At 72.5% G+C, this 22,473-nt stretch carries 19 protein-coding genes and 1 pseudogene; 6 read left to right on the forward strand and 14 right to left on the reverse strand.

Going from position 1 to position 22,473, the window contains the following annotated elements; translation table 11 throughout:
• Window positions 1–40: 40 nt before the first annotated feature.
• Complete coding sequence (locus tag GA0070610_RS23530) at window positions 41–445, reverse strand: roadblock/LC7 domain-containing protein (RefSeq protein ID WP_067370442.1); 405 nt, start codon at window positions 443–445, stop codon at window positions 41–43.
• Entirely contained in the window at window positions 442–4,005 is a 3,564-nt protein-coding gene (locus GA0070610_RS23535) for a sensor histidine kinase (protein WP_089002066.1), read from the reverse strand. Before GA0070610_RS23535 ends, GA0070610_RS23530 begins: the two co-directional genes overlap by 4 nt.
• Before the next feature lie 278 nt (window positions 4,006–4,283).
• On the opposite strand from GA0070610_RS23535, the gene GA0070610_RS23540 reads away from it, so the two are divergent.
• Window positions 4,284–4,805: an ATP-binding protein gene (locus tag GA0070610_RS23540; RefSeq protein WP_231925784.1), complete on the forward strand. Its 522-nt coding sequence runs from the start codon at window positions 4,284–4,286 to the stop codon at window positions 4,803–4,805.
• Window positions 4,806–4,817: 12 nt separating this feature from the next.
• Here the strand turns inward: GA0070610_RS23540 and GA0070610_RS23545 are convergent, their stop codons facing one another.
• The 4 genes and pseudogenes from GA0070610_RS23545 to GA0070610_RS23560 form a co-directional block, all read right to left on the reverse strand.
• On the reverse strand, window positions 4,818–5,897 hold the full coding sequence (locus GA0070610_RS23545; protein ID WP_089002068.1) for an adenosine deaminase: 1,080 nt from the start codon (window positions 5,895–5,897) through the stop codon (window positions 4,818–4,820).
• 157 nt (window positions 5,898–6,054) lie between these two features.
• Window positions 6,055–6,468: a PPOX class F420-dependent oxidoreductase gene (locus GA0070610_RS23550; RefSeq protein WP_089002069.1), complete on the reverse strand. Its 414-nt coding sequence runs from the start codon at window positions 6,466–6,468 to the stop codon at window positions 6,055–6,057.
• Complete coding sequence (locus tag GA0070610_RS23555; RefSeq protein WP_089002070.1) at window positions 6,465–6,668, reverse strand: hypothetical protein; 204 nt, start codon at window positions 6,666–6,668, stop codon at window positions 6,465–6,467. The genes GA0070610_RS23550 and GA0070610_RS23555 overlap by 4 nt, the downstream gene beginning before the upstream one ends.
• A pseudogene (locus tag GA0070610_RS23560) lies at window positions 6,656–7,009 on the reverse strand (YczE/YyaS/YitT family protein); the annotation flags it as partial. The gene GA0070610_RS23555 and the pseudogene GA0070610_RS23560, both read right to left, overlap by 13 nt.
• Window positions 7,010–7,117: 108 nt before the next feature.
• Between GA0070610_RS23560 and GA0070610_RS23565 the strand changes: the two are divergent.
• From GA0070610_RS23565 to GA0070610_RS23585, 5 genes are all read left to right on the forward strand, one after another.
• The gene (locus tag GA0070610_RS23565) at window positions 7,118–7,591 is read left to right on the forward strand and encodes a MarR family winged helix-turn-helix transcriptional regulator (protein WP_089003689.1); all 474 of its coding nucleotides are present in this window, start codon (window positions 7,118–7,120) and stop codon (window positions 7,589–7,591) included.
• A gap of 112 nt (window positions 7,592–7,703) precedes the next feature.
• Window positions 7,704–7,940 carry a hypothetical protein gene (locus GA0070610_RS23570; RefSeq protein WP_157747218.1) on the forward strand — a complete coding sequence of 79 codons (237 nt, stop codon included), beginning with the start codon at window positions 7,704–7,706 and terminating at the stop codon, window positions 7,938–7,940.
• A complete protein-coding gene (locus tag GA0070610_RS23575; RefSeq protein ID WP_089002072.1) occupies window positions 7,931–8,437 on the forward strand; it encodes a sensor histidine kinase in 507 nt (168 codons plus the stop codon). The genes GA0070610_RS23570 and GA0070610_RS23575 overlap by 10 nt, the downstream gene beginning before the upstream one ends.
• Window positions 8,425–9,069 carry a LuxR C-terminal-related transcriptional regulator gene (locus GA0070610_RS23580; RefSeq protein ID WP_089002073.1) on the forward strand — a complete coding sequence of 215 codons (645 nt, stop codon included), beginning with the start codon at window positions 8,425–8,427 and terminating at the stop codon, window positions 9,067–9,069. The genes GA0070610_RS23575 and GA0070610_RS23580 overlap by 13 nt, the downstream gene beginning before the upstream one ends.
• Window position 9,070: 1 nt before the next feature.
• Window positions 9,071–9,982, forward strand: coding sequence for a putative RNA methyltransferase (locus tag GA0070610_RS23585; protein WP_089002074.1), 912 nt, complete (start codon window positions 9,071–9,073; stop codon window positions 9,980–9,982).
• 7 nt (window positions 9,983–9,989) lie between these two features.
• Here GA0070610_RS23585 and GA0070610_RS23590 read toward each other — a convergent pair whose 3' ends face one another.
• The 8 genes from GA0070610_RS23590 to GA0070610_RS23625 all read right to left on the reverse strand — a co-directional run bounded on the left by GA0070610_RS23590 (window position 9,990) and on the right by GA0070610_RS23625 (window position 22,338).
• A complete protein-coding gene (locus GA0070610_RS23590; protein ID WP_089002075.1) occupies window positions 9,990–10,670 on the reverse strand; it encodes a DUF4272 domain-containing protein in 681 nt (226 codons plus the stop codon).
• Window positions 10,671–10,781: 111 nt separating this feature from the next.
• Complete coding sequence (locus GA0070610_RS23595; protein ID WP_089002076.1) at window positions 10,782–12,062, reverse strand: thymidine phosphorylase; 1,281 nt, start codon at window positions 12,060–12,062, stop codon at window positions 10,782–10,784.
• Between the two features lie 62 nt (window positions 12,063–12,124).
• Entirely contained in the window at window positions 12,125–12,832 is a 708-nt protein-coding gene (locus GA0070610_RS23600) for a cytidine deaminase (RefSeq protein ID WP_089002077.1), read from the reverse strand.
• 102 nt (window positions 12,833–12,934) lie between these two features.
• Window positions 12,935–13,840 carry a hypothetical protein gene (locus tag GA0070610_RS23605; RefSeq protein WP_089002078.1) on the reverse strand — a complete coding sequence of 302 codons (906 nt, stop codon included), beginning with the start codon at window positions 13,838–13,840 and terminating at the stop codon, window positions 12,935–12,937.
• Between the two features lie 56 nt (window positions 13,841–13,896).
• Window positions 13,897–17,913, reverse strand: coding sequence for an SGNH/GDSL hydrolase family protein (locus tag GA0070610_RS23610; protein WP_231925785.1), 4,017 nt, complete (start codon window positions 17,911–17,913; stop codon window positions 13,897–13,899).
• Between the two features lie 145 nt (window positions 17,914–18,058).
• Complete coding sequence (locus tag GA0070610_RS23615; protein ID WP_089002080.1) at window positions 18,059–19,339, reverse strand: ABC transporter permease; 1,281 nt, start codon at window positions 19,337–19,339, stop codon at window positions 18,059–18,061.
• A 3-nt stretch (window positions 19,340–19,342) separates the two neighbouring features.
• Window positions 19,343–20,710: an ABC transporter permease gene (locus tag GA0070610_RS23620; protein WP_089002081.1), complete on the reverse strand. Its 1,368-nt coding sequence runs from the start codon at window positions 20,708–20,710 to the stop codon at window positions 19,343–19,345.
• Entirely contained in the window at window positions 20,707–22,338 is a 1,632-nt protein-coding gene (locus GA0070610_RS23625; RefSeq protein ID WP_089002082.1) for an ABC transporter ATP-binding protein, read from the reverse strand. The genes GA0070610_RS23620 and GA0070610_RS23625 overlap by 4 nt, the downstream gene beginning before the upstream one ends.
• Window positions 22,339–22,473 lie beyond the last annotated feature (135 nt).

The following is a 22,473-nucleotide window of genomic DNA, read 5'->3' on the forward strand; positions in this document are numbered from 1 at the left end:
TGTCGTCGTCGGCCCGCCGACCTCACGGGTCAACGGGTCGTCAGCCCAGCATTCCCGCAGCCGCACGTGGCTGCGGGGTCAACGCGTCGCCCACCCGGTCGACCAGCAGGGCCATCTCGTAACCCACCTGCCCCACGTCGCAGCTGCGGGCGGCGAGCACCGCGAACGACGACCCGTCCGAGATGGACATGAGGAACAGGAAGCCATTGTCCATCTCCACCACTGTCTGCAACACCGCGCCTCCCTCGAAGCAGCGGGCCGCACCCTGGGTGAGGCTGACCAGGCCGGACGCGATGGCGGCCAGCTGATCCGCCCGGTCCCGCGGGAGGTCCCGTGACGACGCGAGGAGCAGGCCGTCCGCGGAGACGGCGACCGCGTGCGCGACACCGGGCACCCGGTCGGCGAAGTTGGCCAGCAGCCAACCGAGATCCTGCGTAGTTGTCATCGTTCTTGCTCCTTCTGCCCGCTCCCGGCCACCGGGCCTGAGCCAGACTGCGAGGATTGCTGCCCTCCCGGAGTCGCCTCCGGGCTGGTCGGGTTGTCCGACGGGTTCGTACGACCCCGCTGCACGCCCCGATGGTAGGCCGACAGGAGGCCGCGGACACCCTCCGGCGTACGCCGCTGCACCGACGTGGTGGGCTTCTCCACCGCGCCGGGCACCAACTGCGCCATCGGGGTGCGCTTCGGCAGCCCCGTCGAGGTGGTCGCCGCGACGGGCACCTCGGTCGCCGCGGTGGCGGCACGCCACCCGTCGTCGGCCGCGGTCTGCCAACCGCCCGTCTGCTGCTGAGCGGACCGCCGGTGACCGAAGCTGTCGGCGAAGGCGGGGCGGGCACCCCCGTTGGCCGTCGATCCGTTCTCGCGCGGCGCTCCTCCGGCCGCCGGAGTGTCTGCCATCGGTGCGTTACCTGTCGTCCCGGGTGGTGTCGGCTGCACGGCCCGACCGCCGGCGTCGACCCGGGCGAACTGCTGGGTCGATCCACTGTCGGTCGGCGTATTCGCGGCGGCCGTCGCCGCCTCCTCCGGCCCCGGGCGGCGGGTACGGAACCAGGCCGACTCGAGCTCCCGGAAGATCGGCAGCTCCATCGTCTCATCCGCGTACCGCTGCCTGTTCTGGGCCGGCGGCGTGGCCGGCCGCGTCTGCGGGGCGGCCGGGGTCGGCGGGGCGGGAGCGGCCGGGGCCGGCGCGCCGGAGCGCGGCACCCGCGGCAGTTCGGTGGTCATGTCCAGCGCGGCGGCCAGACGCTCGGGCACCGGCGGGGTCGCCGCGTCCCGGTCCCCACCGGCGACCGGCGGCCAGGCCGGCGGCGCCGGCGTGGCCGGGCCCGGCGCGGCGGGACCCTGGCGCTGGGGCAGCGGGTTGGTCGGCGGCGCCGAGACCGGCATGCCGGAATACGGCGCGGCCGAGACCGGCGGACCGGAATACGGCGCGGCCGAGACCGGCGGACCCGGGTAAGGGTGGCCGGAGACGGGTGACGCCGAGACCGGCATGCCGGAGACCGGCGGGCTGGACACCGGCGGCGCGGAGTAGGGCACCGGCGGGGTCGACACCGGCGGGCCCGCGTAGGGCACGGGCGGCGCGGAGACCGGCGGGACGGAGTACGGCCGGGCCTCGGGGGTGCTGGGCAGCTGCCGCGGGACGGCCTGCTGCTGACCCGTGGCGTCCTGGTCGTCGGCCGACCGCCGCTGCGGCAGCGGGTCGATCGACTGGCCGTTCGAGGTGCGCGGCTGGAATGCCTCGCCGCCGTTGAAGCCGCTGGCGCCGGTCAGGTCGGACCAGGCCGGCATCGACCGCGCCGCGCCGGCCGAGGCGGGCGTGCCGGCCCCGTTGCGCGGCGCCGGGTCGAACGGCCGGCCACCCAGGGTGACCTGGTTGCCGGACTCGCCGGGGCGCTGCGTGGGCATCGGGTTGGCGGGGCCGTTGCCGAGGGCCGGCAGGGCGCCGAAGGCCGGGGCCGGGCCGGACGAGCGCGGGCCGGGCGGCGGCAGCGCGGGCGACGACTGCGGGCGGCCGGAGAGCGCCCGGGGCACGAGCACCGAGGTCGGCATGACCACCTCGGCGACGGTCCCGCGGTCGGTGCCCGGACGCAGCTCGACCTTGACGCCGTGCCGGGACGCCAGCCGGGCGACCACGACCAGGCCCATCATCCGCGAGACGGCCACGTCCACCTGCGGCGGCGTGGCGAGCCGCTCGTTGAGGTCGTGCAGCTGCTCGGGGCTGATCCCGATGCCCCGGTCCTCCACGTAGAGCGACGCGCGGTCGCCGACGCGCCGGGCCTCCACCATGACGTGCGAGTCCGGCGGCGAGAAGGCGGTGGCGTTGTCGAACAGCTCGGCGACCAGGTGGACCAGGTCGTTGACGGCGTGCGCCGCCACCTCGATGTCCCGGTCGATCACCCCGAACTCGATGCGGGTGTAGTGCTCGACCTCGGACTGGGCGGCCCGGAGCACGTCGATCAGGGCGGCCGGCTCCCGCTGCACGCGGGTGGAGTCGGCGCCGGCGAGCACCAGCAGGTTTTCGTCGTTGCGGCGCATCCGGGTCGCCAGGTGGTCGAGCTGGAACAGCTCGGCCAGCCGGTCCGGGTCCTCCTCGCCGCGCTCCAGCCGGTCGAGGTGACCGATCAGGCGGTCGACCAGGATCTGCGAGCGGCGGGCCAGGTTGACGAACATCGTCGCGACGGACGCGCGCAGCGCGGCCTGCTCGGCGGCGGTGCGGACGGCCTCCAGGTGGACCGCGTTGAACGCCTCGGTCACCTGGCCGAACTCGTCCTTGCTGCGTACCGGCAGCGGTTCGGCGATCTGGTTGGCGAGCTGCACCGGGGAGAGCTGGCCGGTCACCTTGGGGTCGCGCAGCCGGGCCACGGCCTGGGGCAGGCCGTACTGGGCGATGGAGAGCGCGCCCTGACGCAGGTCGCGCAGGGAGCGGGCCATCGAGCGGGCGACCAGGTAGGCGAAGAGGATCGCCAGGAGCAGCATGCTGAGCAGCAGGCCGGTCTCCAGGAACACCTGACGCTGCACGTCCGAGCGCAGCTCCTCGGCGCCCGCGACGACCTCGCGGTCGATCTTCGACTCGACCGTACGGATCAGCTTGGCGTTGGCCACCATCGCCGCGTCCCACTGGTCCGCGTCGAACGGCGCGCCGGTCAGGCTGTCGGCGGTGGTGATGCCGTTGAGCCAACTGTTGTAGGTGTTCGCCTCGCGCAGGTCGGGGCCGGCGACCACCTGGGCGTAGTACTCCTGCTCCGGCTGGCTCGCCACCACCTGGAAGCTCTGCAACCACTGGCTGGAGCCGGTGCTGGTGGCGATGTACTCGTTGCGCAGGTTGGGGGTGAGTCGCTGCTGGATGAAGGCCCGGTGCACCACGTCCCGGCGGCGCGACAGGAACTCCTTGTTGCGGGCGGTGGCGGTCGACGCGCGCATCTGGTCGCTGAGCTCGTTGTCGCCGGCGAGCTGGGTGGCCGAGTCGCGGATGCTGATCAGGTCGTCGATCAGGCCGTCGTACGCCTGCATGGCCGGGACGAGCCCGAGCTTGCCGTTGAAGACCTGGCTGCGGGTGCCGGGCAGGTCGGTCAGCGTCTGGTCGATCTCGCCCAGCAGGGTGTCGAGGTTGGCCGGGAGGTCCTCGACCTCGGCGCGCTGCTGCGAGTACGGCCCCTTGGCCTTGTCGACGCGGGCGTTGGCCTGCTCGTACGCCTGCTTGTAGCGGGCGTTGTCCTGACCGCGGGGCACGCCCAGCAGGCGCAGCGCGTTGGTGCGCTCGTCCTGGAGGGTGTCCACCAGGTCACCCGAGTAGCCGACGAGGTTGGCCAGGTCACCGGCCCGGTTGGCGTTGTTGAGGGTCTCCAGGTGGTCGACGAGGCCGCTGGTGCCCACGACCACCGTGGCGATGGTCGGCACGATCATGATGAGACCGAGCTTGGACCAGATCGGCATGTCGCGGAGCCGACCGGTCGGCCGGCGCAGACGCGACAGGAAGGAGCCCGCCGCCTTTGGCCGTTTGCTCACGTCACCGCCCTCGCGAAATTCTGGAACTGCGTTGCCCCTGGACAACGCCCAGCGGCCGACCCCACGGGCCGGACCATTCGAGATTCCATCACGCCACCTGCGAAAGAGAAAGCCCAGGTTGGCCGCAGCGGGAGGTGTGATGAGATGTTGATGCAATTTGATAGCAATCCGTCTGGCCGGAGTAACTGAAGGTAATGAAGCACCCCCATCGCGTTGTCCTGCTCGCCGGGCCTTCCGGGTCCGGAAAGTCGTACATAGCGCAGCGAACCGGCCTTCCGGTGCTCTGCCTGGACGACTTCTACAAGAACGGCGACGACCCTACGTTGCCGCGCCGAAACGGCCTGGTGGATTGGGAGTCGCCCCGCTCCTGGGACGCCGCGGCGGCCGTGGAGACGATTGCCCGGTTGGCCAGGGAGGGCAGGGCCGATGTGCCGGTCTACGCGATCGGTGCGGACCGCCGGGTGTCCACCCGGCCATTCGAGGTCGCCGGTTCGCCACTTTTCGTGGCCGAAGGGATCTTCGCGGCCGAGATCGTCGAGGAGTGCCGTCGGCGCGGGGTGCTCGCCGGGGCGTACGCCCTGCGTCGGCCCCGGGGGGCGACCTTCGTCCGCCGCCTGGCCCGCGACCTCGCCGAACAGCGCAAGGCTCCCCGGGTGCTCGTGCGCCGCGGCCTGGCGCTGCTGCGCGCGGAGCCGGCGGTGCTGCGGCGGCAGACCGGCCTGGGCGCCGAGGCGGCCCGGGCGGGCGAGGTGCTGCGCGCGGTGGCCGGCATGCTCGCCGGCCACCCGCACCGCTCCTGAGTCCTGCCGCGATCAGCCCAGCAGCTTGCCGTACGCGGGCTTGATCACTTCATCGATGATCTTCAGCCGCTCGTCGAACGGGATGAAGGCGCTCTTCATGGCGTTGATGGTGAACCACTGGAGTTCCTTCCAGCCGTAGCCGAAGGCGTCCACCAGCAGGGCCATCTCCCGCGACATCGACGTGCCGCTCATCAGCCGGTTGTCGGTGTTGACCGTCACCCGGAACCGCAGGTCCCGCAGCAGCCCGATCGGGTGCTCGGCGATCGACGGCGCGGCGCCGGTCTGCACGTTCGACGACGGGCACAGCTCCAGCGGGATCCGCTTGTCCCGCACGTACGCGGCCAGCCGCCCGAGCACCGGCTCCGGGCCGGGCGTGATGTCGTCCACGATGCGCACCCCGTGGCCGAGCCGGTCCGCCCCGCACCACTGGATCGCCTGCCAGATCGACGGCAGGCCGAACGCCTCGCCGGCGTGGATGGTGAAGTGGAAGTTCTCCCGCTGGAGGTACTCGAAGGCGTCCAGGTGCCGGGTGGGCGGGAAGCCCGCCTCGGCGCCGGCGATGTCGAAGCCGACCACCCCGGTGTCCCGGTGCCGGACGGCCAGCTCGGCGATCTCCTGGGACCGGGCGGCGTGCCGCATCGCGGTGAGCAGGGTGCCGACCCGGATCGGGGTGCCCGCCTCGGCGGCCAGCGCGCTGCCCTCGACGAAGCCGGCGAGCACCGCCTCGACCACCTCGTCCAGGGTCAGGTCCCGCTCCAGGTGCTGCTCGGGGGCGAACCGCACCTCGGCGTAGACCACCCCGTCGGCGGCCAGGTCCTGGGCGCACTCCCGGGCCACCCGCCGCAGGGACGACGCGGTCTGCATGACGGCGACGGTGTGCGCGAACGTCTCCAGGTAGCGCTCCAGGGAGCCGGAGTCGGCCGCCTCGACGAACCACCGACCGAGCGCCTCGGGATCGGTGGTGGGCAGCTCGTGGCCCACCTCGGCGGCCAGTTCGACGATCGTCGCCGGCCGCAGGCCGCCGTCGAGGTGATCGTGCAGCAGCGCCTTCGGGACCTTGACGATGTCCTCGTAACGGATTGTCGCGACCATGCACAGACCCTAGTCGGCACCGCCGGGTCGACCGACGCGACCGGCACGGATCGGCGCTCGGCGCGCCGCCCCGCCGGCCCCGCGCCACCGGCACCCGTGCCGGCCGGACGCCCCGCGTCGCCTGGGCCGGAACCGCCGGTGCGGTGGGCCGGGCAGGTCAGGGACGCCAGCCGTACACCCGGTCGACGGCGAGCCGGAGCACCAGGCGGCCGTCGGCGACCATCGCCGCCCGGTAGTCGGCCCAGTCGGGGTGCTCGCCGCGGATCCGTCGGTAGACCTCGACCAGCTCCTCGACGCTCGCGTCGTCGGTCGCCGCCGCCGGCGGGCTGAGCGTGACCACGCCCTCCGCGACCGCGTAGGCCCCGCCGTCGGCGGTGGTGACGTGCAGGCTGGCCCGGGGATCGCGGCGCAGGTTGCGCACCTTGGCGCGGTCGCCGGTGGTGGAGCAGCGGATCAGGCCGGGCTCGGCGAGGAAGTCGAGGTTGGACAGCTGGGGCCGCCCGTCGCGGCGCAGGGTCACCAGCACGCCCCGGCCGCGCTCGCCGAACAGCTCCCACAGCCGGGCGTTCACGCCGTCACCCGCAGCGGGGTGAGGGCGGCGGCCAGCCGGGCCACCTCGTCGAGCAGCACCGTGGCGGCGGCGTCGCGCTCCGGGTCCGGCACGAGTTCGTCGGAGGCGTCGTACGCGGTGGCGGCGGTGAACCAGTCGCCGATCCGGCGGCCCGCGCGGCCGGGCCGGGTGCTGGCGACGATGACGGTCAGGCAGGGCATGGCGAAGTCGCTCCTGTGGTGACGGGCCGGACCGGGGCCGGCACGGTGAACTTCGGGATGAGGCGCTGCGCCAGCGGGCCGATGCTGACGGCGAAGAGGAGGGTCCCGGGGCCGACGGTGCCGCCGAGCGTCCAGCCGAGGGCGAGCACGCCGAGCTCGATGGCCGTGCGTACCCGCCCGATCGGCAGGCCGCGGGCGGCCAGCCCGGTCATCAGGCCGTCGCGCGGCCCGGGACCGAGGCGGGCCCCGAGGTAGAGGGCCGTGGCGAGCCCGTTGAGCAGGATGCCGACGAGCAGCAGGCCGACCCGGCCGGCGACCGGGGCCACGGGCGGCAGGACGGCACGGGGCCGCTCAGCAGGGGACCAGCCGGCCCGGCAATCTGGTTGACATGTCACTCACCCTAGGAGGCAGGTTGATGACATGTCAACCAGATCGTTAGGATGGTCGGCATGGAGCAACCACGCTGGCTGGACGAGCGGGAGCAGAGCGCCTGGCGCGGCTACCGGCGGATGCGCCGCCTGCTCGACCTGGAGCTGGCCCGCGAGCTGATGCGCGACGCCGGGCTCTCCGAACCCGACTACGACGTCCTCTCCGACCTCTCGGAGACGCCCGACCAGCGGCTGCGGCTCAGCGAGCTGGCCGACCGGATGCTCTGGTCGCGCAGCCGGCTCTCCCACCACCTCACCCGGATGCAGCAGCGCGGCCTCGTCACCCGAGAGGAGTGCGCCTCGGACGGGCGCGGCGCCGTCGTCGTACTCACCGCCGAGGGCCGGCGCGCCGTCGAGGCCGCCGCCCCCGGCCACGTGGCGGCCGTCCGCCGGCACCTCGTCGACCTGCTGACCCCCGACGAGATCGCCGCGCTGGACGCGCTCACCCACCGGGTGGTCGACCACCTCACCGGCCGGGACGCCGCGCGGGACTGACCGTGGTGGTGCAGGCACCACCATCGAACCGGCGTACGCGCACCCATCGAAGTGCCCCGTCCGGCTCCCTAGCGTCAACGGCACACGTAGGAGCCGACGCGGGGAGTTGCACGTGTTCACGACATTGGCCACAGCGGTGGTCCGCCGTCCGGGGCGGGTGATCGCCGGCTGGCTGCTCGCCATCGCCGCGCTGACCGCCGCCACCTTCGCCGTCTACGGGCCGGGCGGACCGCGCCCCGCCGACAGCCAGGCCGACATCCTGCCGGCCCGGTACGAGTCCGCGCAGGCCGCCGCCATCGCGGCGCGGATGTTCCCCGAGCCGCCCGGCAGCTGGTCGCGATGGCGATGAACCTCGGCCTCGCCGAGGAGCTGCTGGCCCGCGATCCCGAGGCGGCGCGCGGGCTGGTCGCGGAGGCCCGGACGAGCGCCGGCACCGCCCTGTCCGAGCTGCGCGACGTGGTACGCGGAATCCACCCGCCGGTGCTCGCCGACCGGGGGCTCGCCGCCCTCGCCCTCGGCGCGGCCCTCCCGGTCGACCTGGACGTCGACCTGCCCGGCCGGCTGGCGCCCCCGCTGGAGTCGGCGCTCTACTTCACCGCCGCCGAACTGATCACCAACGCGGCCCGGCACAGCGGAGCGGCGCGCGTGGCGGTACGGCTGCGTCGGACGGCCGAGACGGTCCGGCTGACCGTCTCCGACGACGGCCGGGGCGGCGCCGACCCGCAGCGGGGCACCGGGTTGGCCGGCATCCGGCGGCGCCTCGCCGTCTTCGACGGCCGGGTCCGGATCGACTCGCCCGCGGGTGGGCCTACGGTGGTCGACGTGGAGCTGCCGTGCGAGTCGTGATCGCCGAGGACCTGGTGCTGCTGCGCGACGGGCTGATCCGGCTGCTCACCGCGTACGGCGACGAGGTGGTGGCCGCCGTGGAGACCGGCGACGAGCTGCTCGCCGCCCTGCTGGAGCACCGCCCCGACGTGGCGGTGGTGGACGTCCGGCTGCCGCCCACCCACACGGACGAGGGGCTGCGCGCCGCGCTGGCCGCCCGGGAACGGATCCCCGGCCTGCCGGTGCTGGTCCTCTTCCAGTACGTCGAGCAGCTCTACGCCCGGGAGCTGCTCTCCGACGGCGCGGGATCGGTCGGCTACCTACTCAAGGACCGGGTGGCCGACGTGACGCAGTTCGTCGACGCGGTGCACCGGGTCGCCGACGGCGGGATGGCGATGGACCCGGAGGTCGTCTCGCAACTGCTGGCCCGGCCGGCCCGGGCCGCGCCGCTGCGCCGGCTCACCCCGCGCGAGCACGAGGTGCTGGCGCTGATGGCCGAGGGGCGCTCGAACGGCGCGATCGCCCAGCGCATGGTGGTCACCGAGAAGGCGGTCAGCAAGCACATCAACTCGATCTTCGCCAAGCTCGACCTGCGCGACTGCGACGACGACCACCGCCGGGTACGCGCGGTGCTGACCTTCCTGGACGCCTGACGTGGACCCCCGCATCGTCGACCGTCTCCGCTGCCCGGTCTGCGCCGAGCCGCTGGCCGAGGTCGCCACCGGTGGCGCCGGCGCGCTGCGCTGCCCGCGCCGGCACAGCTTCGACGTGGCCCGCCAGGGCTACGTCAACCTGCTCGCCGGCCGCGCCCCGCACGCCGGCGACACCGCAGAGATGGTGGCCGCCCGCGCCGACTTCCTCTCCGCCGGCCACTACGACCTCATCTCGGCCGCCCTCGCCGCCACCGCCATGGAGGCCGTCGACCGCGTGACGGCTGCTCGGCGCCTGCCGGCCGGGGAGCAGGCCGGGGCACGCGTCGACGGGGCGTACCCCCTGGTGGTGGACGCCGGGGCGGGGACGGGCCGGCACCTCGCGGCGGTGCTGGCGGCGCTGCCGGACGCCGTGGGTCTCGCCCTCGACGTGTCGAAGCCGGCGCTGCGTCGGGCCGCCCGCGCGCACCCGCGCGCGGCGGCGGCGCTCGCCGACACCTGGCAGCGGCTGCCCCTGGCCGACGCCGGCACCGCCGTGCTGCTGAACGTCTTCGCGCCGCGCAACGGCGCCGAGTTCCACCGGGTCCTCGACCCGGCCGGGTCCCTGCTGGTGGTCACGCCGGCCGCCGACCACCTCGCCGAACTGGTCGGCGCCCTCGGCCTGCTGCGGGTGGACCCGGCCAAGGCGGACCGGGTCGCCGAGAGCCTCGGCGGACACTTCACCGAGGTGACGGCGGCCGAGCACCGGCGCGAGCTGGCGCTGACCGGCCCGGAGGTCGCGACGCTGGTCGGGATGGGTCCCAGCGCCTGGCACACCGACCCGGCCGGGCTCGCCGCCCGGGTCGCCGCCCTCGCCGAGCCGGTCCGGGTGACCGTCGCGGTGCGGCTGGCCGTCTGGCGCCCCGCCCCGCGCTGACCGTCCCTCAGGTGGAGAGGTCGACCTCTTCCCAGCCGGGGGGCTCGTCGTGGTACGGCCCGCGCAGCATGACGGCCCACTCCAGGGCCCACCGACGCTGGCCGATGGCGTTGGCGTCGACCAGCCCGGGCGGCGTCCGGCCGGCCCGTTCCGTCTCCAGGTACGCCCAGTCCAGGCAGTAGTGCAGGTCCAGCAGGGCGGCCGCGTCGGCGGGGTGCTGCGGGGCGGCGAGGATCCGGGCCCGCCACTGGCCGAAGGTCTCCCCCTCGGGGATGTGCGGCATCCGCTCCACCAGCCGCTCGTCGACCGGCAGCGTCGGGTCGAGCTGCTTGGTCAGGCCGAGCACCCAGGCCAGGGCGAAGAGCGCGTCGTGGTGCAGCACGAACGACCGGTGGTCGCCCTTGCCGCCGGTCACGAACTGGAACTCCGGCGGCGTGACCATCTCCACCAGGTGCGAGGCGAGCAGCCAGCTCATCGCCGCCTGCGGCGGCATCCCGAAGCAGCGGGCCAGGATCAGGTGCAGCACCGCGATGCGGGCCTCGATCTCCACCGTGGGGCGGAGCTCGATCTGGTCGCCGGGCTCCCACACGAGCGGGAACTGGGCGGGTGGCAGCGGAAGACGCAGCCGGGACAACTCGTCCAGGCTCGCCTCACGCACCTCCCGCGGATCGGGGGCAGGTACGGTCACGGCGAAAGATCCTGTCTGCTCGCGACGACTCGGCGCCGGTTGTCCCCCCTTGGCCAGGGAGGATAGCGGTCCGAACGGGCGGACACCATGCCGCCCCGGCGACCGCCGCGCTCAGCCGATCCGCTCGATCACCAGCGGCGTCGCGGCGGGCGCGACCGGCGCGATCCGCACCGCCCGCGCGGCGTCGTCCCGCGCCGCCGGGATGCGGGCGGCGTCCTGCGCGCGCAGCTCGTAGAGCGGGTCGCCCGCCCGCACCGCCTCGCCCGGGCGCTTGTGCAGCACCACCCCCGCAGGCACGCTGACCGGGTCCTCCTTGCGGGCGCGTCCGGCGCCGAGCCGCCAGGCGGCCACCCCCATGTCGTACGCGTCGATCGCCGCGACGTGGCCGTCGGTGTCCGCGCGGACCACCTCGACCTCGTTGGCGGTGGGCATCGGGGCGTCCGGGTCCCCGCCCTGGGCGCGGATCATCGCCCGCCAGGAGTCCATCGCCCGGCCGTCGCGCAGGGCAGCCTCCGGGTCGACGTCCGGCAGCCCGGCCGCGTCGAGCATCTCGCGGGCCAGCGCCAGGGTCAGCTCGACCACGTCGGCGGGGCCGCCCCCGGCGAGCACCTCGACGGACTCGGTCACCTCGACGGCGTTGCCGATGGCCTGGCCGAGCGGGGTGGACATGTCGGTGAGCAGGGCGACGGTCCGTACGCCGTGCGCGCCGCCCAGCTCGACCATCGTCCGGGCCAGCTCGCGGGCCTGCTCGACGGACTTCATGAACGCGCCGGAGCCGACCTTCACGTCGAGCACCAGCGCGCCGGTGCCCTCCGCGATCTTCTTGCTCATGATCGAGCTGGCGATCAGCGGGATGGCCTCGACGGTCCCGGTCACGTCGCGCAGCGCGTACAGCTTGCGGTCGGCGGGGACGAGCCCGGCGCCGGCCGCGCAGATCACCGCGCCGACGTCGCGGAGCTGGGCGGTGAACTCGTCGTTGCTCAACGCCGCCCGCCAGCCCGGGATCGACTCCAGCTTGTCCAGCGTGCCGCCGGTGTGCCCGAGGCCCCGGCCGCTGAGCTGCGGCACGGCGGCGCCGCACGCGGCGACCAGCGGGGTGAGCGGCAGGGTGATCTTGTCACCGACGCCGCCGGTGGAGTGCTTGTCGACGGTCGGCCGGGCGACGGCGGAGAGGTCGAGCCGCTCCCCGCTGGCGATCATCGCGGCGGTCCACCGGGCGATCTCGGGTGCGGTCATGCCGCGCAGCAGGATCGCCATGGCCAGCGCCGACATCTGCTCGTCGGCCACCACCCCCCGGGTGTACGCGTCCACCACCCAGTCGATCTGCGCGTCGGAGAGCACACCCCCGTCCCGCTTGACCCGGATGACGTCAACCGCCGTGAAAGCACTCACCTTTGAGTTCCTATCAATCGTTGCGAAACGGGTCGACGGGCCGCGACCACCGACGGCTGGGCTCAGCCACCCCAGCGAGTCGGTATCTCCATCGGCGGCTCACCCTCGCCCGCCCAGAAGATCGCTCCCGAGGCGTCCACGACCACCACCCGGGGCGTACGGGCCAGACCCCACGTGATCGCCTCCGCCGGGTCGCCCCAGCTCGGGCCCTCCTCCAGCACGCCGGTCTCGGCGCCCTCGTCGTCGCCCGCCGACCGCTCCCAGTAGGCCGTCCAGACCTGCTGGCCGGCGGAGAGGTCGGGGTGCACGAAGACCGTGCCGCGCCCACGCCAGGCGGCCAGCCGATCCGGCACCACGGGCACCGGGGCCTCCCCGGTCACGGCCTCCAGGTCGGCCACGTCGAAGGCGTGCGGCAGCAGCTCCGCCATCCGCAGCGGGCCACCCTTCGCCTCGATGAGACACTCCGGCCCGCCCTGTTCCCAGAGCAGCTGGCGGCACCGGCCGCACGGCATCAGCGGTTCGCCGGTGGCGTCGACGCAGGAGAGGGCCACGATCCGGCCGCCCCCGGTGGCGTGCAGCGAGGAGACGACCCCGCACTCGGCGCAGAGCACCACGCCGTACGCGGCGTTCTCCACGTTGCAGCCGACCACCACCCGGCCGTCGTCGACCAGCGCGGCCGCCCCGACCGGGAACTTCGAGTACGGCACGTACGCGTGCCGCATCACCTCGGTGGCGGCGTCCCGCAGCCGTTCCCAGTCGATCTCAGTCATTCCATCATTCTGCCGAATCCCCACGGGCCAGGCGTAGGAAGGGTGCGCGTGGGTGGTGGCCGGCACGCTCCGACGCCGGTGTCCGGCTGCCCGACGCGGCCGTCACCTGACGCTCAGTTCGGCCAGCCGCCGCGGGCTGACCGAGGTCAGCGTCGCGGCGGCCGCCTCGACGTCCACGTCGGGAACGTCATCGCCGCGACTGACCTGTACGAATGCGCCGTCGCGACGCAGCAGGTGGACGCGCTGGTCGTTCTCGACGCGCACCCAGTGCTCCGATTCCACCCACTGACAGGGTCCGTTCGTCCTGGTTGGCGCGGTGACGATGTCGCGCACTGAGACCTCAGCCACCGTCGGACCGCACCGCTGTGGTGGAGCGAAGTCGGCCGGCAGCGGCAGCACCGAGATCGATATCCGGCGATCCCCCTTCATCACGGTCACCGCCAACATGGGGTCGCGCAGTTCGGCGCGTGCGAAGACCACCTGGTAGCCCTCCACCTGCGGCACCAGGAGCGGCAACCCGAGGCGGGCGAACCCGTCCTCGCGGACGTCGCTTCGGGTCTCCTGACGCAGAAGCGGAAACGCGGCGAGCGGAACGGCCAGGACACCGGCCAGGACGACCTGGAGCAAGCGGGTACGGCCGCCGCCGATCGCGGTCCCGACGGCGAACCCCACCGCACCCAGCAGCACCGCCAGCCACACCGGCGGCGGAACCCAGCGTGGATGCCCCGCCTCGTAGAGCAACGTGCCGCTGGCGGTGGCGAGGGCGCCGAACAGCGCGGACAGCAGCGGACGGTCGACGGCCAGGGCGCGCAACGTTGCCCAGATGACGGCGACGGCGGCGTACGGCCCGATGAGCAGTACCGGGATCCCCCACCCGAGGCAACCGCCGACGTTGTTCGGCACGCAGTCCGCCTGCGCGTGGACCTCGGACTGCCAGAGAGAGGTCAGCAGCCCGGCGCCGACGGCGCCCAGGACGCCGGCGAGGACCGCGTCACGTAACCGCTTCACTGATGCCTCCCGGCCTGCGGGGCCTGGTCGGACTTCGGCCAGGCCCCGCAGGATACCTACCACCGGTAGTTGAACAGACCCATGTAGTCGGTCAGGATCCGGGCATACGCCTGGTTGCCCGCCCGGGTGGGGTGCAGCGTCTCCATACTGGAGAACTGCTTGGGGTCCCCGTCGTCGTCCACGGACGTGTCCCCGACCCGCGCGGCGTGCAGATAAGCCTCAGAGCTGCCACAGATGTTGTGATCGGCGAACTCACTGCGCGCGTCCATGCCGTACACCCGGTTGGCGGCGTCCGACGGAAGCACCGACACCATCTTGTCGGAGAGCCCGTTGAGGAACTGCGTCTCGGTGGGCGAGAAGCCGAACGGGATCGACGGAGGCAGCACCACCGCGTACTGACAGGGCGTGTCGAACAGGTGCGGGTATCCCATCACGAAGATGGCGGCGTTTGGCGCCCGGAGTCGGACCTGTCGTACGACCTCCTGGATCGACTGCCTGACGTAACCGTTGATCAGTTCCTCCTGCTTCTCCCCCAGCGGCTTGTCGTCGCCCTCCATGCGGTAGTCCGGCGCGCTGCAGTCGATGCCTGTCGCACAGGACATGCCGATCTTCGTGAACCGGGCGTCGTTGCCGCCGATGGACAGCATCACCGCCGTGGTGTTGGTGTTCAGCGATCCCTGATCGAGTTGGCTGATCTCCCCGTACTGGCCCACGGCCGGCTCACCCTGCCAGGCACCGCCGGAGAGCAGGCTCGGGCTCATCAGATTGTGGGCCCGCGCTCCGCTGCACGCCACGAACTGCGCGTCGATGTTCTGGTGGTGCTGCGCCGTCAACGACGCGACGGTCCCGGGCGCGCCGGGAATCGTCGCCTGCTGCGACCAGGCGTGCGCGCTGCGCCGGCAAGAGTTCCGCCACGCCTTGTCGTCGCCGTACTGGTCGCTGACCCGCGTGTAGTCGCCCGTCCCCTCACCCGAGGAGTACGAGTCGCCCAGCGCCACCAGGAAGTGCCGGGGTTTGCTGGGCAACGGCTGCACGGCGACGGCGTCCCAGGCGATGTCCTGGACACCGGTGCCGTCCAGGGTGAAGTTGCTCAACTCGACCTTGGGGTTACCCGTTCCGGTCAGGTCGAATACGCCCAGGTTGACCCATTTGTTGGACTCCCACTGCGTGGGGATGATGCGCCGTTCGGTGGTGCCGTTCGGCCGGCGGATGACGTATTCCGCCTGCCGTGTGTGCGCGCCGTGGTCCGGCATGTGCGCCCAGATCCGGGTCCAGGCGTTGGTCGGGTTGATGTTCCAGGTGCCGGTGACCCGGTACGTGGGATGTTCCGACCGTTTGTAGGTGTGGGTGAACCAGAAGTGCCCGCCGAAGCCGGCCCCGATCTGGTGGAAGTCCACCTTGCCGGGGTTCACCACGTCGCCGTCCGGCTGGGTGTGGCTGGCGAAGTTGAGGCTGAAGGTACCGCCCGACGTGAACGTGGGCCGGCAGCCCTCCGCGCCGAGCGGCACGGTGGTCGAGATGTCGTCGATGATCCGTGCGCCGCTGGGGAGACCCTCCACCTTGCAGGTGCCGTCCGAGTTGACCGGGGTCGGGTGGATGTTGTCACCCGCGTTCGCGTACGGCCGGGGCTCGACCGTCGTGTACTTACGGTTCTCCAGGCCACAGTTGATCGAGCAGTCCGTCCAGGTGACCGGGCCGTGCCACCAGCACTTCAGGTCGTCGCGCTGGCAAGCCCCCGCCTTGGTGGTCGGGTAGTCGCCCGGCACCTTCGGTGGCAGGGTCTCATCGCAGTCGTTGACCTGGGGTTCGCAGAAGGTGTAGCGGGCCGCGTGCGCGACGTCCGGCTGCCGTGCCGCCGCCGTCACGTACGTTGGGGAGAACGTCTCCAGCTTGTAGTTGTAGCGAATCAGCGACGTGTAGGCGAAGCCGATCACCCGCTCGGGGTACGACCAGTGGTTGGGGTGCTTCGCGTTGTCGTAGCCGATGTCGTCATCGACATCGTCCTCGTCGCCCGGGTTGTCCACGTCGAGCGGCGCCGTCAGGAACCGCTTGCGGTCGGCAGGATAGTCGGTGTTGGCGGGGTTGTTGGCCCAGCCCACGCCCCAGGGCAGGGTGGGGGCCTGCGGGTTCTGTGCGTAGAAGCCGGTGTTGTAGGCCCAGACGGCGAACCACCAGTTCTCCAGGTACTTCGGGTCGCCGTCGTTGGCGATCAGCCCGGCAGCACGGGTCTGGTTCCACTTGTCCTGCAGGATCCGCAGACCCGCCGCCACGTTGGTGGCGTAGTCCGTCGCGACCGCCTTCTGCTTCGTGTAGTCCCAGGTGACCCCGGCGAGGGTCCGGCCGGTCTCGGACTTCCGCATGCCCGAGGTCACCTGACCCGCGCCGTATCCGCAGTCCGGACGCGGTTCCTTGGTCTCGTCGAAATTGATCAGATTGAAGTCCGGGTCCTGGAGGTCGAGACCGTAGTAACCCAGGCTGGTCAGCGGATTCCCGACGGAGGCGTCCACGGCATGCCGGCTCGCCTGCCAGAGGTTCGACTCCTGGGCGAGGATGCCCAGAAAGATCTGCGCGGGCACGTAGCCGCCGCCGATGAGCGCCATCGACGGGAACATGCCTTGTGGGGAGTAGGCCGGCATGGAGTTGTTGTTCCAGTTGGCGGGTCGCTGGAACGTCAGCTGGTTACGCACCGCGAGGTTGGCCGCCCACTCCATCTGGGCCACCGTCGGCTGGTAGACCTGAAGCGTCTTGTCGTTGCGGGACACCGCGCAGGCGCCGTCGGGGTCCATCGGAACGTTGGGGTCGCCCGCCGTCGCGGTCGTCCGGGAACTGCTCTGCCCGCTGGCGGCGGGCCGGCCACGCAGCGAGGGCGAGAGCCGCCGCCCGGCATGGTCCACCCGTGGCTCGACCGAGAAACGGAGTTCCGAATCGTCGGCCGTCCGGCTCGTCCTGATGTCCACCCTCTCCGGTCGCCCGTTGTCCGGCCGTTCCGCCAACTGCCCGGCGGCCTCCCGACCCGTGGTGGCCCGCTGGACGACCAGAGCACCGGTAGTGGAGACGTCCGCGTCGGGCAGGCCGTCGATAGCCCGCCAGCTACGCGGCAGCCGACCTGCCGTACCGGCCTCTGCCCGCCCGCCGACGGCGAACACCCGGCCGCCCGCTCCGGGCCGGAGCTTTACCTGGCCCTGCGGGACCGCCCCGTGGTGGGACACCTTTCCGGCGGCGAACCGCTTGAACTCGGTCCGGCCGTCGCGCACGATCTGGAACGCCACCGCGTCGGGACCGTCGGCGAGCATCCGGAAGGGCGTGCCCCCCGTCGCTGCCAGGTTGGTCAGTGCACCGCCGGCACCGATCCGGACCAGGCTGTTGCCTTTCGAGCCGATCAGCCCGTCGCGCACCGGCAGCACAGAGGAGACCTGGCCGGCGGCGCGCACCTTCCGCACCGGCGAGGTCGGCCGCGCCGTGTCGACCGTGCCGAGCCAGGTGTGGGCCGCCTGACCAGGCTCGGTCGGCATTTCCAGCCGCGACAGAACCGCCTTCTCGCCCCTGCCGCACCCGGGGTTGTGGTAGGCCAGCGACACCCGCTCGGGCAGCTTCGTGACCGCACCAGTCTTCAGGTCGACGACTGCGGCGAACCCGCCTCGCTGCATGAGCAGCTCGCGGTTGGTGAAGGTCCGCGGCGCGTACACCACGACGGCGCGCCGGCCCGAGCCGGTCACGCAGGCCTGCCCGATCCACTGGTCGGTGTCGAAGCCGGGCTCCGCGAGGGTCGCCGCAGTCCGCCAGGCGTACGCCTGCGCCTCGTCGGCGACGAGAAGATGTAGGCCGGTTGCGTCGCCGGACGTGGTGACGGCGCGATCAGCCGACCGCCGCCATGCTGTCCCCAGACGGCGGTCGGGGTCGCGGACCCGGTCCGGATCGGCGGGTGGTCGAGGTGCACGACGGGTCTCCGGTGGGCGCGCGGACGCGGCGGTCGGGCCGGTCTCGGGCGCTGCGGACTTCGCAGTCGCGATGGACGAGGGAAGGAGGGTAGCGGCGCAGATCAGCGTCGCCATTGCGGCTAGGGACCGCTTCATGCTCACCTCACGCAGACGAGGGGAATCTGCGTAGAAGGCTGGCCGGGGGCGTCATCACAGGATCATCGCCAGATCACCGTCACCCGCACGGCAAGGGCCGCGTCCACCAGTGGTGGTGGACGCGGCCCGTGGCTGTCGCCTGCGCTCAGCCCTTGATGTACGGCTTGCCGTCGGCGGCCGGTGCCCGGACCCGGCCGACCAGACCGGCCACCGCCAGGATCGTCGCCAGGTAGGGCAGCATGGCCAGGAACTGGCTCGGGATCACGCTGTTGATGGCGCCCAGGTAGGTGGCGAGCTGGTCGGCGAAGCCGAAGAAGAGCGCCGCGAGCAGCGCCCCCGTGGGGCTCCACCGGCCGAAGATGAGCGCGGCGAGGGCGATGAAGCCCTTGCCGCCGATCATGTTCTTGGTGAACGAGTAGAGCGCCAGCGTGTAGGAGGCGCCGCCGATGCCGGCGACCACCCCGGCGAGCAGCACGTTGCGGTAGCGCAGCCCGAGCACCTTGACGCCCAGGGTGTCGGCGGCGGTGGGGTGCTCGCCGACCGAGCGGGTACGCAGGCCCCAGCGGGTGCGGAACAGCGCGATGTGGATGACCAGCACCAGCAGCAGGCCGAGGTAGAGGAAGATGTTGCCCCGGAACAGGGCCGGGCCGAGCAGCGGGATGTCCGACAGCAGCGGGATCTCCCAGTTGCTGAACCGGGGGGCGCTGTTGTACTTCTGCGCGTTGGTCTGCATCAGCCGCTCGTAGAGGAAGCCGGTGACGCCGACGGCCAGCAGGTTGAGCACGATGCCGATGACGACCTGGTCGACCAGGTAGCGGATCGAGAAGACGGCCAGCAGCAGCGAGATGAACGCGCCGCCGATGGCCGCGGCGACCAGGCCGACCCAGACGTTGCCGGTGAGGCTGCCGAAGAGCGCGCCGCTGAAGGCGCCCATCAGCAGCTGCCCCTCGATGGCCACGTTGACCACGCCGGAGCGCTCGCAGAGCACGCCGGCGAGGGCGCCGAAGATCAGCGGCAGGGCCAGGATGAAGGTGTTCCGGAGGATGTTGACCAGCGGCATGAAGTTCTGCCCGGGCGGCGCGTCGGAGACCTGCCAGCAGAGGAACGACAGCACGAAGCCGACCAGGCCGACGCCGAGGACGACGGTGAACCAGCGCTTCGGCAGGCCGGCGAGCATCGCGACGCCGGCGGCGAGGGCGACGAGGCCGAAGAGGATCGCGCCGAGGGTGCCGTGGATCTTCAGGGCGGCGCCGGCGGTGTCCTCGCTGAGGGTGAAGCGGGCCTGCTCGCCGGTGGCGAGCGCCCCGAACAGCACCGTCGCCAGCAGGCCGAGGGCGAGCAGCACGGCGCCGACCTTGCGGGTACGGGTCCAGAAGCCCTGGTCGACGGGGGCGACCGCGACGTCTTCGACAGCCATGGTGGACATGAGTTACCAGCCCTTCGCCAGGCTCGTCTGCAACCGGGCGGCGCGGGCGGCCCGGAGCTGGAAGATCGCCTTCACCAGGGCCGGCGCGGCGATGAAGATGACGATCAGCGCCTGGAGCACGGTGACCAGCTCCAGCGAGATCCCCGAGTAGGACTGCATCCGGTTGCCGCCGGCCTGGAGCGCGCCGAAGAGCAGCGCGGCCAGCGCGACGCCCCACGGCTTCACCCGGCCGAGCAGCGCCACCAGGATGCCGTCGAAGCCGATCTGCGCGACGACCAGCGGGGTCAGCGCGCTGGCGGTGGAGCCGAGCACCATGTTGGAGCCGCCGAGGCCGGCCAGGATCCCGGCGAAGACCATGATCAGGACGTACGTCCGGGTGACGCTGATGCCGGCGGTCCGCGCGGCGTCCGGGTTGGCGCCGACGGCGCGCAGCTCGAAGCCGAGCGTGGAGCGGTTGAGCAGCCACCAGACCGCCCAGGTGGCCAGCACCGCCAGGATGATGCCGGCGTGCACCCGGAGCCCGTCGCCGAGCAGCCGGGGCAGCTGGGCGGAGCCGTCGACCGGCTTGCTGATCGCGTCCGTACGGTTCGGGTCCTGGACGCCGTTCTGCACGATGATCCAGGTCAGGAAGTACGTGGCGATGTAGTTGAGCATGATCGTGTTGATCACCTCGTGGGCGCCGGTGCGCGCCTTGAGGATGCCCGGGATGAAGCCCCAGATCGCCCCGCCGAGCGCGCCGGCGAGCACCGCGACGAGCAGGTGCAGGCCCGGCGGCAGCGGCAGCAGGAAGCCCGCCAGCGCGGCCAGGATCACGCCCATGGTGGCCTGGCCCTGGGCGCCGATGTTGAACAGGCCGCCCCGGAAGGCCAGCGCCACCGACAGGCCGGTGAAGACCAGCGGCGCGGTGTAGGTGAGCGTCTCCGAGATCGGGCTCATCGCCGCCTGGAAGCCGACCGCGTCCGGGTCGAAGATCGCGCCCTTGAAGAGGTTCCCGTACGCCTCACTGACCAGCGTCCAGCTCGCGTTGAGCGCGTCGGCCGGCCGGGCCGTGATGTAGCTGTAGGTGGCGAGAACCTCGGGGTCGGACACGATCATCAGGATCGCGCCGACGATCATCGCCAGCACCAGCGACAGCAGCGTCACCGTGAAGGTGTTCGCCGCCCAGAGGTTGTCCAGGAACAGGCGGCCCAGCGAGGGCTTCGGCTCCGGGGCCCGGGCCGGGGCCTTCGGGGAGGTGGCCGTCTCGGCGCGCTCGGTGTTGCCGAGCGCGGTCCGCGCGGCCTGCGCCTCGGTCGCCGGCTCCTTGTCCGGGGAGCCCGACGGGGGGTTCGGGTTGCCCGGGGAGCCCGACTCGGGGTTCGGGTTCGTCATGCCTCGTCCTTGCTACCAGGGCCCTCGGCGGCGGGGGCCGCCGCGCCGCCGTCGGCCGGGGTCGTGCCGGTCGCGGCGGCGGGCGCCGCGTCCGGGGTGATGCCGGCCATCAGCAGGCCGATCTCCTCGCGCGGGGTGTCGGGGCCGACGATGCCGATGATCCGGCCGCGGTACATCACCGCGATCCGGTCGGCCAGGCCGATCACCTCGTCGAGCTCGCTGGAGACCACCATGACGGCGGTGCCGACGTCCCGCTCGCGGATGACCTGGCTGTGGATGAACTCGATCGACCCGACGTCGACGCCGCGGGTCGGCTGGGCGGCGATGAAGAGCTTCAGCGGCCGGGACAGCTCCCGGGCCACGATGACCTTCTGCTGGTTGCCGCCGGAGAGGGTGCCGACGGGCGCGTCGGCCGAGGAGGTGCGGACGTCGAACTGCTCGATCCGCTCCTTCGCCGACTTCGCGATGGCGTCCGGCCGCAACGCCAGGCCCTTGCCGAACGGCGGCCGGTCGTAGATGTCGAGCACCAGGTTCTCCGCGACGGAGAACTCCTTGACCAGGCCGTCGACGCTGCGGTCCTCGGGCACGTAGCCGACGCCCGCGCGGAGCACCTTCTTGGTCGACCAGCCGTCGACCTGCTGCCCGTCGAGCGTGACCGTGCCGGCGAGCGTCGGGCGCAGCCCCATGATCGCCTCGATCAGCTCGGTCTGGCCGTTGCCCTGCACGCCCGCGACGCCGAGCACCTCGCCCGCGTGCACGGTCAGGTCGATCCCGTCGACCGCGCGGATCTGCCGGTCGTCGTCGACGACGAGGCCGGCGACCTCCAGGACCGGCTTGCCGGGGGTGGCGGCCTCCTTGTCGACGGTGAGCCGCACGCTGCGGCCGACCATGAGCGCGGCCAGCTCGTCCCGGCTCGCCTCCGGGGAGGCGGTGCCGACGGTCTTCCCGCGCCGGATCACGGTGATCCGGTCGGCGATGGCCTTGACCTCGCCCAGCTTGTGGGTGATGAAGACGATCGACTTGCCGGCGGCCTTGAGCGACCGCATCACGGTGAGCAGTTCCTCGGTCTCCTGCGGCGTGAGCACGGCCGTCGGCTCGTCGAGGATGAGCAGGTCGACGTCGCGGGTGAGCGCCTTGACGATCTCCACCCGCTGCTGGATGCCGACCGGCAGGTCCTCGATCACCGCGTCCGGGTCGACCCGCAGGTTGTACCGCTCGGAGACCTCGGCGACCTCGCGCCGGGCCCGCCGCCGGTCCAGGAAGCCGGCGATGCCGCCCTTGACCTGCTCGGCGCCGAGCATGATGTTCTCGGTCACCGTGAAGACGGGCACCAGCATGAAGTGCTGGTGCACCATGCCGATCCCGGCCGCGATCGCGTCGGACGGGCCCCGCAGCTTCAGCGGCGCGCCGTCGACCAGGATCTCGCCCTCGTCGGGCTGGTAGAGCCCGTAGAGCACGTTCATCAGGGTCGACTTGCCCGCGCCGTTCTCGCCGAGCAGGGCGTGGATCTCTCCAGGCTCCACCGTCAGATCGATGTGGTCGTTGGCGACCAGATCACCGAACCGTTTGGTGATGCCGCGCAGTTCGAGTCTCAGCGCAACCTCCTGGAGTGCGAAGCGATGGTGCAGCGTAGCTGCCGATGTACCGCTCGCGGCGCGGGGCCGTCGTCGGGTGGTGCGGATCGGCCGCCCCGGCGCCGTGGGGGTTTCCCCCGCGACGCCGGGGCGGCCGGGTCGTCGTGCTGTACCGCTCGCCGGCCTACC

Origin of the sequence: Micromonospora echinofusca, assembly GCF_900091445.1 — a bacterium.
Taxonomy (GTDB): domain Bacteria; phylum Actinomycetota; class Actinomycetes; order Mycobacteriales; family Micromonosporaceae; genus Micromonospora; species Micromonospora echinofusca.